The sequence below is a fragment of the Paracoccus binzhouensis genome (genome assembly GCF_016446475.1).
GTDB lineage: Bacteria > Pseudomonadota > Alphaproteobacteria > Rhodobacterales > Rhodobacteraceae > Paracoccus > Paracoccus binzhouensis.
Map to the genome: position 1 here is coordinate 1 of NZ_JAEHFP010000116.1, position 13,162 is coordinate 13,162.

The following is a 13,162-nucleotide window of genomic DNA, read 5'->3' on the forward strand; positions in this document are numbered from 1 at the left end:
CCCTCGCAGCCGTCAACGCCATGATTTATATGCGAAATATCACGATTACGACAGCGAAATCAGCGACTTACTTGGAGAATGTGGGGTCATTGCCTTGATTACCGACCTCCACCACCAGATCCGAGGCCTCGATAACTTGGTAAAAGTCGTTTCCAGTCCCACCCGCCATGGAATCGACTCCTATGCCACCCAGCAACCGATCATTCCCGGCACCGCCAATCAGCGTGTCATTGCCGGCATTGCCGTTCAGGAGATTGTCTGCCGCATTACCCTGGATATGGTTGGCCAAGGTATTGCCCGAACCATTGCTCGCTGCGGCACCGGTAAGGATCAGATTTTCTAGGTTGCCGCCTAAGACATAAGAGATGGTTGCGTGGACAGTATCGTTTCCGGCGTTCTGCACCTCATTCACGATGTCACCGGCATCGTCGACGATATAGGTGTCATTACCCACCCCACCGGTCATGGTGTCGGCACCCCTGCCGCCGTTCAACGTGTCAGCGCCGCCCAATCCATTCAACGCATCATTGCCGGCAAATCCCCAAAGCTGATCGCCCATGCTCATGCCCGCGACGACATCGTTTCCGACAGTCCCCCTTACATAGAGGCTGACGGAGGGTGCACCTGGGTAGGGCGTGGCCAAGGGATTGGCAATAGAAAGAACGTGGCCTCGATTCAGATCGTCATTCGCGTCCAGAATCAGGCTGTTGATTGTCGGCCGGTGCACAGTGCCCCAATAGTTCTCGTCGGCGATTGCAGGGGCCGATATCTCTACCGCAATAGCACCGTTGGGGACCGAAAAGGTGTTGTATCGAATGATCACGGGTTCGCCGTAGGCCGCCCAAACCTCCATGGGTCCGGCAATATTGACGAAGCTGTTCGCTTCTACGGTCAGCGAGCTGTCATGGCCTGTTCCGATGCTTAGAGGCGATGAACCGACAAACAGATTTCGGGTGAAGTTGCTTTCGGATGTAGGGTACCAGATGTAAAAGCCCTGCGTGCCGTTGAACGTGCTGTCTGTTACGGAAAAGGAACCGTAACTGGCATTGCCCGTGGCAGGTAGAAACTCACCGCCGGCCCAGTTCGTAAATGCCATTTCCAATCTTGCCGGGGTTCTGTGCTCGCTCCCGAAGGTAAGCCTCACGTTGTCGAACGTCACCTGATTTTGCTGCGTCCCTTCGACCGACAGCGTTCCGAAGACCTGAATGCTGCCTCCCCGGACAACCGCTCCTTCTTCAATCGTAAGCGTGGCTCCAGCGGCGATCTGAACAGGTTCGTTCAAATCGATGACTTCACCGGCGCGCCATACCGTATCATTGCGGATAATCAAGGTCATACTCCTGGAACACGTGTCTTTAGGTTCATAGAGTTACGCCGATCTCTAATGCAAGCTACATATGGGACTGTCTCAGAGGGCCAGTATCGAGCATGATCAACCTAGGATAACTATAAGTTACCTGGGCGCCTTACCCTGTCCCGGATTGCCGCAGTAGCTGGCGATTTGGACAGGTTTCCGAACGCCGTGCTCGCGATTTCGAGGTGCACCGCCGGTGCATCCGCAGTGTACGCTCGGTGTACGCCGGTCACAGGCGTTCTTTGAACAGAAGATTGCCAAGACCGTTGCGCGCCCTGCGTCCGCAGCCAGCTACCCCCGCAACGCCCCCAGCCGCCGCACCAGATCATCCCGCAGCGCCACCCGCTCTTCGGGGGCCAGGAAGGCGCCCAGCTCGACTTCGCGCCGGCCGTCGGTCAGCACCAGGTAATCCTCGACCGGGCCATTCGCGCGAAGCACCGCCCGGACCCAATAGGGGTTGGTCCGCCAGATGCGGTCGGCGCGGCCCGGGTCGCTGCGCACCAGCTCGAGCCGGTCGTGCGACAGATGCATCACCTCCTGCGGCACCCGATAGCTGTGCCGGATCGCCGCCCACAGCCCCCAGACCGCCAGCGCGGCAAAGGGCAGCAATCCCCACAGCACCGCTGTGCCCAGCACCGCGATCAGCGGCAGCGCCAGGAAGCCCGCCGTCAGCCCGATCACCCAGGCAAAGCCGCGCCGCGGCAGGGCGCGATGCGGGCGGATCTCCAGACGGAAAACGGCCCCGGATTGCTCCGGGGCCGCGTCATGCCATTGCCAGGGCATCGCTCAATGCGCGTGGGCGTGGTCCCAGTCCTCGCGCTTGGGCAGCGTCTCGAAGGTGTGCTCCGGCGGCGGCGAGGGCAGGGTCCATTCCAGCGTGTCGGCGTGCTCGTTCCAGTAGTTCGGCACGTTGACGCGCTTGCCGGCGAAGAGCGTGTAGAACACGATGCCGATGAACAGCAGGAAGGATGCGAAGCTGATATAGGCGCCGATCGACGAGATGTTGTTCCAGTAGGCGAATTCCACCGGATAGTCGATGTAGCGGCGCGGCATGCCCTGGCGGCCCAGGAAATGCTGCGGGAAGAAGATCAGGTTCGAGCCGATGAACATCATCCAGAAATGCAGCTTGCCCGCCCATTCCGGATATTGCCGGCCCGACATCTTGCCGATCCAGTAATAGACCCCGGCGAAGATGCCGAAGACCGCGCCCAGCGACATCACATAGTGGAAATGCGCCACGACGTAATAGGTGTCGTGATAGACCCGGTCCAGCGGCGCCTGGCTCAGCACCACGCCGGTCACGCCGCCGACGGTGAACAGGAACAGGAAGCCGAAGGCCCAGAGCATCGGCGTCTTGAACTCGATCGAGCCGCCCCACATGGTGGCGATCCACGAGAAGACCTTGATGCCGGTCGGCACAGCGATGGTCATGGTCGCCAGCATGAAATAGGCCTGCTGGGTCAGCGACATGCCGGCCGTATACATGTGGTGCGCCCAGACCACGAAGCCCAGGATGCCGATGGCGGCCATGGCCAGCACCATCGGCAGGTAGCCGAAGATCGGCTTCCTGGCGAAGGTCGAGATGACGTGGCTGATGATGCCGAAGCCGGGCAGGATGATGATATAGACCTCGGGGTGGCCGAAGAACCACAGGATGTGCTGGTACAGCACCGGGTCGCCGCCGCCGGCCGGGTCGAAGAAATGGGTGCCGAAGTTGCGGTCCATCAGCAGCATGGTGATGGCGCCGGCCAGAACCGGCAGCGACAGCAGGATCAGCCAGGCGGTGATGAAGACCGACCAGGCAAACAGCGGCACCTTGAACAGCGTCATGCCGGGGGCGCGCATGTTCAGGAAGGTGGTGATGATGTTGATGGCGCCCAGGATCGAGCTGGCGCCCGAGACGTGCACGGCAAAGATCGCCAGGTCCATCGAATAGCCGGACTCGGTGGTCGAGAGCGGCGGGTAGAGCACCCAGCCCACGCCCGAGCCCGCCTGGTCCGAGCCGCCCGGCGCCAGCAGCGAGGCGATGCCCAGCGCCACGCCGCAGACATACATCCAGTAGGAAAGGTTGTTCAGCCGCGGGAAGGCCATGTCCGGGGCGCCGATATGCAGCGGCATGAAGTAGTTGCCGAAGCCGCCGAACAGCGCCGGGATGACCACGAAGAACATCATCAGCACGCCGTGATAGGTGATCATCACGTTCCACAGATGTCCGTTCGGGGTGCATTCGGCCGAGGCGTCGGCGATCAGCCGCGCCCCTTCCAGGCACATGAACTGCACGCCGGGATGCTGCAGTTCCATCCGCATGTAGACGGTAAAGCAGACCGAGATCAGGCCGACGATGCCGGCCGTGAACAGGTAAAGGATACCGATATCCTTGTGGTTTGTTGACATGAACCAGCGGGTGAAGAACCCGCGGGTGTCATGATGGTCACCGTGGCCGTGAACGGCTGCGTCTGCCATGCGTGGACTCCCTCAGAATGCGGCTGGCCGGCCTCGAAGGGCCAGCGGACTCGCTTTCGGTTCTAGAACAGGACCATGGCCCGAGGCAATCCGCCACAGGGGCCAAATCCGCCGCCCCCGCCCGCTTTGCGCCTGCCGGGGGCGGGAATGTTGCCGCGGCGCGACAGAGGCTCAGTTCGCGGCCGGCGCCTCGGCGGTCGGGGCGGCGGCAGCGGCATCGCCGGAGGCCGCATCGGCGGGGGCGGGGGCCGTATCGGCGGGGACGGCCTCGGGCGAGTGCTGGGCCAGGAAGGCCACCACGTCGGCCTGGTTCTTGGCCAGCTTGAAGGTCATCTTGGTCTTCAGCGACTTGTCGCCGACCTTCTCCTCGACATATTTGTTCGGGTTGGTGATGTAATGCTCCAGATCCTCGGTGGTCCAGACCTCGCCGGCCTCGCCCAGCTTGATCAGCGCATCGGAATACTTGAAGCCTTCCTCGGTGCCAGCCTTGCGCCCGACCACTCCGTAGAGGTTCGGCCCGGTCTTGCCGCCCTTGACCACATCCGTGCCGTCCGGCGCCTGGATCATGTGGCAGGCCTTGCATTTCCTGAACTCCTTCTCGCCCTTGGCGGGGTCGCCTGCCCCCTGGGCGGCGGCGGGCAGGGCGAGAGTGATGGCGGCGAGAGTGGCGTAGATGCTGGTCTTCATCGCATGTCCTCTGGATCTTGCTTGTGGCTGGCTGAGAGGACCTGCGCGTCCTCCTCCGCCGCCAAGGGCTAACATGCGTCAAGCCCGGCGAACACCGGCAAAAGGTCGCATATCGCGAGAGGGTGAATATGCCGCGGGGCGAAAATCAGCCGGCCGGCGGCGGGAAGTTCCGCGCGAAACAGCGGCGCAGCGCGTCGTCCAGATCGGCCATGCCGACCGGCAGGCCCATGTCCACCAGGCTGGTGACGCCGTGCCCCTGGATGCCGCAGGGCACGATGCCGGCGTAATGGTCCAGCTCCGGCTCGACATTGATGGCGATGCCGTGGAAGCTGACCCATTTGCGCAGCTTGACGCCGATGGCGGCGATCTTGTCCTCGCGCATGGTGCCGTCGAACAGCGGCGCCTTGTCGGGCCGGGCGATCCAGACGCCGACCCGGCCGTCGCGGATCTCGCCCTTCAGGTTGAACTCGGCCAGGGCGTCGATGACCCAGGATTCGAGCGCCTTGACGAAAGCGCGCACGTCACGGCCGCGGCGGTTCAGGTCCAACATGACATAGACGACGCGCTGGCCGGGACCGTGATAGGTATATTGCCCGCCGCGGCCGGTCTCGTGCACCGGAAAGCGCGCCTCGAGCAGGTCGGCGGCCCTGGCCGAGGTGCCGGCGGTGTAGAGCGGCGGATGCTCGACCAGCCAGATCAGCTCCTCGGCCCGGCCCTCGGCGATGGCGGCGGCGCGCGCCTCCATGAAGGCGACGGCTTCGGCATAGTCGGTCAGTCCGGGGGCGGTGATCCATTCGGTCATGGCCGGCAGATAGTCCCGGAGCGTGGAGGGCGCAAGGGCGGTGCAGGTGGTGCGGTCGCGCCGGGGGCTGTCCGCCCCCGGACCCCCGAGGGTATTTGTGAAACGGAGAAAGCAGCGTGGCCCGAGATCATGAATCTGGTGCAAGATCATTGTGCGGATGTTGAATTTCACTAAATGCCTGTCTGCGGCTATACAGCCTTTTCGATGCAACGCGCGGACCGAACCATGACCTTGCCCCTTTCCCCCGTCTTCGACGCCCTGCGCGCGGCTGCGCGCGACCGTATCCTGATCCTCGACGGCGCGATGGGGACGCAGATCCAGCAGCTGGGCCTGAAGGAGGCGGATTTTGCCGGCCATGGCGCCGGCTGCGCCTGCGGCTGCCACCCGCCCGCGCCGGGCGAGCATCCGCAGCAGGGCAACAATGACCTGTTGAACCTGACCCAGCCCAAGGCGATCGAGGAGATCCATTACCGCTATGCCAGGGCGGGCGCCGATATCGTCGAGACCAACACCTTTTCCTCGACCACCATCGCCCAGGCCGATTACGGCATGGAATCAGCGGTCTATGACCTGAACCTCCACGGCGCCCGCATCGCGCGCCGGGCGCTGGACCGCGCCACCGCCGAGGACGGCCGGCCGCGCTGGGTCGCCGGCGCGCTGGGGCCGACCAACCGCACAGCATCCATCAGCCCGGACGTGAACAATCCCGGCTATCGCGCCGTCACCTTCGACGACCTGCGCATCGCCTATGCCGAGCAGCTGCGCGGGCTGGTCGACGGCGGCGCCGACCTGATCCTGATCGAGACCATCTTCGACACGCTGAACGCCAAGGCCGCGATCTTCGCCTGCGAGGAGGTGTTCGAGGAGAAGGGCCAGAGCCTGCCGGTGATGATCTCGGGCACCATCACCGACCTGTCCGGGCGCACGCTGTCGGGCCAGACCCCGACCGCCTTCTGGTATTCCATGCGCCATGCCGCGCCGATCACCGTGGGCTTGAACTGCGCGCTGGGCGCCGCCGCCATGCGCCCGCACCTGGCCGAGCTTTCCTCGGTCGCGGATACGCTGATCTGCGCCTATCCCAATGCCGGCCTGCCGAACGAGATGGGCCAGTACGACGAATCGCCCGAGGAGATGGCCGCACAGGTTGCCGAATTCGCCCGCGAGGGGCTGGTGAACGTGGTCGGCGGCTGCTGCGGCTCGACCCCCGAGCATATCGCCGCGATCGCCCGCGCCGTGGCCGACCTGCCGCCGCGCGCGATCCCCCAGATCGAGCCGCGCCTGTGCCTGTCGGGGCTGGAGCCCTTCGTCAAGACCGACGACATTCCCTTCGTCAACGTGGGCGAGCGCACCAACGTCACCGGCTCGGCCAGGTTCCGCAAGCTGATCACCAATGGCGATTACGCCGCGGCGCTGGACGTGGCCCGCGACCAGGTCGAGAACGGCGCCCAGATCATCGACGTCAACATGGACGAGGGGCTGATCGATTCGAAGCAGGCGATGATCGACTACCTGAACCTGATCGCCGCCGAGCCGGACATCGCCCGCGTGCCGGTGATGGTCGACAGCTCGAAATGGGAGGTGATCGAGGCCGGGCTGAAATGCGTGCAGGGCAAGGCCATCGTGAACTCGATCAGCCTCAAGGAGGGCGAGGCGAGCTTCCTGGCCCAGGCCCGGCTTTGCCGGCGCTACGGCGCGGCCGTGGTGGTGATGGCCTTCGACGAGACCGGCCAGGCCGATACAGAGAACCGCAAGGTCGAGATCTGCGCGCGCGCCTATGATCTGCTGGTGAACACGGTCGGTTTCCCGCCCGAGGACATCATCTTCGACCCGAACATCTTCGCTGTGGCGACGGGCATCGAGGAACACGACAATTACGGGCTCGACTTCATCGGTGCGACCCGGCGCATCACCCAGGCCCTGCCGCATGTGCATGTCTCGGGCGGCGTCTCGAACCTGTCCTTCAGCTTCCGCGGCAACGAGCCGGTGCGCGAGGCGATGCATGCCGTGTTCCTCTATCACGCCATCCAGGCGGGGATGGACATGGGCATCGTCAATGCCGGGCAGTTGGCGGTCTATGACCAGATCGACCCGGACCTGCGCGAGGCCTGCGAGGACGTGGTGCTGAACCGCAAGCCCAAGGCCGGCGGCACCGCGACCGAGAACATGCTGGAGATCGCCGAGCGGTTCCGCGGCGAAGGCGGCGCCAAGGCGCGCGAAAAGGACCTGACCTGGCGGACATGGCCGGTCGAGAAGCGGCTGGAGCATGCGCTGGTCAACGGCATCACCGAATATATCGACGAGGATACCGAGGAGGCGCGGCTGAAGGCCGAGCGCCCGCTGCATGTGATCGAGGGCCCGCTGATGGCGGGGATGAACGTCGTGGGCGACCTGTTCGGCTCGGGCAAGATGTTCCTGCCGCAGGTGGTAAAATCGGCGCGCGTGATGAAGCAGGCGGTGGCGCATCTGCTGCCCTACATGGAGGCCGAGAAGGCTGCGGCGGGCGGCGCAGGCGGTTCCTCCAGCGCCGGCAAGGTGCTGATGGCGACGGTCAAGGGCGATGTCCACGACATCGGCAAGAACATCGTCGGCGTCGTGCTGGCCTGCAACAATTACGAGATCATCGACCTGGGCGTGATGGTGCCCGCGACCAGGATCCTGGAGACCGCCAAGGCCGAGAAGGTGGACATTATCGGCCTGTCCGGCCTCATCACCCCGTCGCTGGACGAGATGGTGCATGTCGCGAGCGAGATGGAGCGCGAGGGTTTCGACATTCCGCTGCTGATCGGTGGGGCGACCACGAGCCGCGTGCATACGGCGGTCAAGATCCATCCGCGCTATGCCCGCGGTCAGGCGGTCTATGTCACCGACGCCAGCCGCGCGGTGGGCGTGGTGGGCAGCCTGCTCTCGGGCCAGAAGAACGCCTATGTCGAGACCATCCGCAGCGAATACATGGACGTGGCCAACAAGCATGCCAGGGCCGAGGCCGACAAGAAGCGCCTGCCGCTGGCCGCCGCCCGCGACAATGCGGTCAGGATCGACTGGGCGGGCTATCAGGCCAAAGCGCCGCAGTTCCTGGGCGCGCGCGTGATCGAGGATTTCGACCTGGCCGAGATCGCCCGCTATATCGACTGGACGCCGTTCTTCCAGACCTGGGAGCTGAAGGGCGTCTATCCGCGCATCCTTCAGGACGAGAAGCAGGGCGAGGTGGCGCGGCAACTGTTTGCCGACGCGCAGGCGATGCTGAAGCGCATCATCGACGAGCAATGGTTCAGGCCGCGCGCGGTGATCGGCTTCTGGCCGGCGAACCGGGCCGGCGACGACATCCGGCTGTTCACCGGCGAGGATCGCGGCGAGACGCTGGCGACCCTGCACACCCTGCGCCAGCAGGTCGCCAAGCGCGACGGCCGCCCGAACGTGGCGCTGGCCGATTTCGTCGCTCCCGAGGGCACCCGCGACTATGTCGGCGGCTTCGTGGTCACGGCCGGCGGCGAGGAGCAGCAGATCGCCGAGCGGTTCAAGGCCGCGCATGACGATTTCTCGGCCATCCTGGTGCAGGCGCTGGCCGACCGCTTCGCCGAGGCGCTGGCCGAGATGATGCACGAGCGGGTGCGCAGGCACTACTGGGGCTATGCCGACGAGAGCTTCACCCCCGAGGAGCTGATCGCCGAGCCCTACAAGGGCATCCGCCCGGCGCCCGGCTATCCCGCCCAGCCCGACCATACCGAGAAGGTGACGCTGTTCCGCTTGCTGGACGCCACCGCGGCGACCGGGGTCGAGCTGACCGAGTCGATGGCGATGTGGCCCGGCGCCTCGGTCTCGGGCCTCTATATCGGCCATCCCGAGGCCTATTATTTCGGCGTCGCCAAGGTCGAGCACGACCAGGTGCTGGATTATGCCGAGCGCAAGGGCATGTCGGTGCGCGAGGCCGAGCGCTGGCTGGCGCCGGTCCTGAACTACACCCCGCAGGCGGCGGTCGCGGCCGAGTGAAAAGAAACCCGCGGCGGGCGAAAAAATGCCCTTTTCATCCGCCGTGCAAGCGTCTATGAGACGCGGGCCTACGGACGTGCGGTCGTGGCGGAATTGGTAGACGCGCAGCGTTGAGGTCGCTGTTCCCTAACCGGAGTGGAAGTTCGAGTCTTCTCGACCGCACCATTTCTTCCCGAAAATCAGGCGGTTCCCTTGGCCGGCCATCCGGTGCCGACCGGCTTTCGGCCGGGCCATGGCGGCGCCCTTGCGCATTCGGCCCGTCGGCGACCCGTCCGGCCGGCGCGGGCGTGAAAGATCCCGCCGCGGCCGGCGAAAAAGGGAATCGTCTTTTCCCAAGGGGTTGCGGCGCAAGGTCGCTGTTCTTTCTGCGCCGGGCCCGCTGCTTTGCTGTTCCCTTTCCGGGCCACTTGCGCCTAGTCTCTGCCCCGAACCAGGGGAGAGTTGCCATGTCCGAGAATTGGGGTTTCGACACCACCGCCATCCATGCCGGGGCCGCGCCCGACCCGGCGACCGGGGCGCGGCAGGTGCCGATCTATCAGACCACCGCCTTCGTCTTCAAGGACGCTGCCCATGCCGCGCGGCTCTTCGGTCTGCAGGAGGTCGGCTATATCTATTCCCGCCTGACCAACCCGACCGTCGCGGCGCTGCAGGCCCGCGTGGCCGGGCTCGAAGGCGGGGCCGGCGCGGTCTGCTGTTCCTCGGGCCATGCGGCGCAGATCATGGCGCTGTTCCCGCTGATGGGGCCGGGGCGCAACATCATCGCCTCGACCCGGCTTTACGGCGGCACCATCACCCAGTTCAGCCAGACCATCAAGCGCTTCGGCTGGAGCGCGAAATTCGTCGACCTGGACGATCTCGAGGCGCTGCGCGCCGCCATCGACGACGACACCCGCGCCATCTTCTGCGAATCGATCAGCAATCCCGGCGGCTATGTCACCGACATCCCGGCGGTGGCGAAGATTGCGGACGAGGCCGGCCTGCCGCTGATCGTCGACAACACCCTGGCCACGCCCTTCCTGTGCAAGCCCATCGAGATGGGCGCCACCCTGGCCGTGCACAGCCTGACCAAATACATGACCGGCAACGGCACGGTGACCGGCGGCGTGATCGTGGATTCGGGCAGGTTCGACTGGTCGGCCTCGGGCAAGTTCCCCAGCCTGTCGGAACCCGAGCCCGCCTATCACGGGCTGAGGTTCCACGAGACCTTCGGCGCGCTGGCCTATACCTTCCACGGCATCGCCATCGGGCTGCGCGACCTGGGCATGACCATGAATCCGCAGGCCGCGCATTACACGCTGATGGGCATCGAGACGCTGGGCCTGCGCATGGCCCGCCATGTCGAGAATGCGCTCGAGGTCGCGGAATGGCTGGAGAATGACCCGCGCGTGACCTCGGTCACCTATGCGGGGCTGGCGTCGTCGCCCTGGAACGCGACGGCGCGGCGGGTCTATCCCAAGGGGGCGGGGGCGCTGTTCACCTTTGCCATCAAGGGCGGCTATGACGCGGCGGTGAAGCTGGTCGACAATCTGAAGCTGTTCAGCCACGTGGCGAATCTGGGCGACTCGCGCTCGCTGGTGATTCATTCCGCCTCGACCACGCACAGCCAGCTGACGGATGAGCAGAAGATCGCCGCCGGGGCCGGCCCGGACGTGGTGCGGCTGTCGATCGGCATCGAGGACGCGGCCGACATCATCGCCGATCTCGACCAGGCGCTGGCCGCCGCCACCGGCTGAGACGGAACGGGCGGCGAGTCGCCCCGCCGCCCCCTTGCCCGTCAATTCGCCGGGACTTCCCCGGCCCCGCCTTCGGGTGCCGGCGGCTCGGTCCCTTCCGGTCCGCCATCTTCCAGCGCATCCGCCGGGCGCATGGCGAAGACGGCGGTGACATGGGCGGTCACTGCCAGTTCGCCTGCCTCGATCGGCGTATCGGCGGCGCCGGCCACCTCGGCGCGCATCGCCATCATCGGACGCGGCCCGCCGCCGCCCTGCGCTTCGGAAAGCGAGATCAGCCGGCCGAGCCGCATCCCGGCCGCCTCGGCCATCACCTCGGCGCGGCGGCGCGCATCGGCCACCGCCTCGCTGCGGGCCTTGTCCTCGGCCTCGGCCATGTCCTCGCGCGAAAACGCGATGCCGCTGATTTCGTTGGCGCCCGAGGCGACCAGCTTGTCCAGCACCGCGCCGAGACCCGCGATGTCGCGCACCCGCACGGTGACGCTGTTCTGCGCGCCGTAGCCGGTCAGCTTCGGCGGCTGGCCGTCCTGGTAGTCCATCACCGGCGACAGGTTCAGTCCCGAGGTCTGGATGTCGCGCGCCTCGATGCCCTCGGCCTTCAGGGTCTCGATGACCTTGGCCTGCTGTTCGGCGTTCTGCGTCATCGCCTCAGCGGCGGTGGCGGCGCGGGTGCTGACGCCCAGGGTGATCGTCGCCATGTCGGGCTGGGCCCAGGCCTGGCCCTGGCCGGTGACGGTCAGCTTGGCGACGGGTCCGTGATGCTTCATGACATGATGTCCCATGGGCGGCGGCGAGGGCGGGGCGTCCGGGGCGGGGGCCTGGGCCAGCAGCGGGCTGGCGCCCAGCACGATCAGCGTCGCCGCGGTCAGCAGGGGTCGGAATTGGGGCATCGGGGGTCTCTCCTTGGCGCGTCGGGGATGGTTCCGCCGCGCGGTTGTCTTGCGAGCCCGGGAAACGCGGGAAAACCGGTTTCGGATGCCTCACAATCCGGTGTTCGGCTTTTCACGGCAAGCGTTCTGGGTTAGTCCGGGATGATCCATTGTAAAGACGCGCCCCGGCGCAAGGAACCGCAAGGCAAGCCCGTTCATGTCGCTTGATTCCGCTACCGAATACGCCCTCTCCTTCAGCGAGGATGCGGTGCATCTTCAACGGCGCGACAGGGCGCCCGAGGGAGGCCGGGACGGGACGCAGGACGGGCAGGCGGCGGGCCGGCCGCCGGCATGGCGGCATCTGGGCTCGGTGGATTTCGACTCCCCCCGCTTCCGCGAGGAATTCGCCCGGCTGCGCGCCATGGCCGGCCTGGCCGATTCCGGCTCCGAGGCCGATGCGGCGCTGCCGGTGACGCTGATCATTCCCGACGACCAGATCCTTTACACCACGCTGACCGTGGCCCCCGGCGCCGACCGCGAGCGGGCGGTGGGCAGGGCGCTGGACGGGCTGACCCCCTATGCCATCGAGGACCTGGCCTTCGACTGGGAAGGTGACGGCGACAGCGTGCGCGTCGCCGCCGTGGCCCGCCAGACCCTGCGCGAGGCCCGCGATTTCGCCGCGCAATACGGTTTCGCGGGGCAGGGCTACTGCGCCGCCCCCGAGGCCGAGACCTATCCGGGCGAGCCGGTCTTCGTGCTGGATCCGCCGCAGCCGCGGCTGCGCCCCGCCGTCGACCTGGCCCAGGCCGGCGTGACCGCGGCTGAGCTGCTGATCGAGGACGAGCCGGCCGAGGCCGAACAGCCGCCGGCGGCGCCGGACCTGGACCTTGGCGGCAATGCGGCCGAGGCGGCAGGGGCAGCAGGGGCGGCGGCGGCGAAGCCCGAAGCCGCGGAACCGGCCGCGCAGCCGGAAACCGCGGCCGAGGCGGCGAGCGCGCAGCTGGAAGCGGCCGCTGCTGAAGGCCAGCCTTCCGGATCCGAGGCGGATTCCGAGACATCGGCCGGCGAGAACGCCGAGGCGCCCCCGGAAACGCCCGCCGAGCCTGACGCCGAACCCGCCGCCGAGGCCGCCATGGCCGACGGCGAAGCCGAGAGTGCGAGGGCGGCGGCCCCCCCCGCCGAGCCCGGGGAAGCCACCGCAGCCCCGGCCGCGACCGCCGCGCCGGCTGCCTCGACCGAGATCCCGGCCGAGATCCATGCCGAGATCCCG

General features: G+C 66.4%; 8 protein-coding genes, 1 tRNA gene and 1 pseudogene. 4 read left to right on the top strand and 6 right to left on the bottom strand.

All coding sequences use genetic code 11. The features are described 5' to 3' along the window. Positions 1-67 precede the first annotated feature (67 nt). The 5 genes from I9P22_RS19780 to lipB all read right to left on the bottom strand — a co-directional run bounded on the left by I9P22_RS19780 (position 68) and on the right by lipB (position 5,306). Positions 68-1,336 (bottom strand): calcium-binding protein, encoded by a 1,269-nt coding sequence (locus tag I9P22_RS19780; protein WP_199261362.1) that lies wholly within the window; start codon positions 1,334-1,336, stop codon positions 68-70. 309 nt (positions 1,337-1,645) lie between these two features. After that, positions 1,646-2,137: a DUF2244 domain-containing protein gene (locus tag I9P22_RS19785; RefSeq protein ID WP_199261364.1), complete on the bottom strand. Its 492-nt coding sequence runs from the start codon at positions 2,135-2,137 to the stop codon at positions 1,646-1,648. Positions 2,138-2,140: 3 nt separating this feature from the next. Then, entirely contained in the window at positions 2,141-3,817 is a 1,677-nt protein-coding gene (gene ctaD / locus I9P22_RS19790) for a cytochrome c oxidase subunit I (protein ID WP_199261366.1), read from the bottom strand. Between the two features lie 171 nt (positions 3,818-3,988). Beyond that, a complete protein-coding gene (locus tag I9P22_RS19795; protein ID WP_199261368.1) occupies positions 3,989-4,504 on the bottom strand; it encodes a c-type cytochrome in 516 nt (171 codons plus the stop codon). 145 nt (positions 4,505-4,649) lie between these two features. Next, positions 4,650-5,306 carry a lipoyl(octanoyl) transferase LipB gene (gene lipB, locus I9P22_RS19800; RefSeq protein WP_199261371.1) on the bottom strand — a complete coding sequence of 219 codons (657 nt, stop codon included), beginning with the start codon at positions 5,304-5,306 and terminating at the stop codon, positions 4,650-4,652. A 225-nt stretch (positions 5,307-5,531) separates the two neighbouring features. Between lipB and metH the strand changes: the two genes are divergently transcribed. From metH to I9P22_RS19815, 3 genes are all read left to right on the top strand, one after another. Next, positions 5,532-9,293, top strand: a complete 3,762-nt coding sequence (gene metH / locus I9P22_RS19805; RefSeq protein WP_199261373.1) for a methionine synthase — start codon at positions 5,532-5,534, stop codon at positions 9,291-9,293. 78 nt (positions 9,294-9,371) lie between these two features. Then, positions 9,372-9,458: transfer RNA gene (locus I9P22_RS19810), tRNA-Leu, on the top strand. Between the two features lie 281 nt (positions 9,459-9,739). Then, positions 9,740-11,026 (top strand): O-acetylhomoserine aminocarboxypropyltransferase/cysteine synthase family protein, encoded by a 1,287-nt coding sequence (locus tag I9P22_RS19815; RefSeq protein ID WP_199261375.1) that lies wholly within the window; start codon positions 9,740-9,742, stop codon positions 11,024-11,026. A gap of 41 nt (positions 11,027-11,067) precedes the next feature. Here the strand turns inward: I9P22_RS19815 and I9P22_RS19820 are convergent, their stop codons facing one another. Further along, positions 11,068-11,913, bottom strand: a complete 846-nt coding sequence (locus I9P22_RS19820; protein ID WP_199261377.1) for an SIMPL domain-containing protein — start codon at positions 11,911-11,913, stop codon at positions 11,068-11,070. Positions 11,914-12,109: 196 nt separating this feature from the next. On the opposite strand from I9P22_RS19820, the pseudogene I9P22_RS19825 reads away from it, so the two are divergent. After that, a pseudogene (locus tag I9P22_RS19825) lies at positions 12,110-13,162 on the top strand (hypothetical protein); the annotation flags it as partial.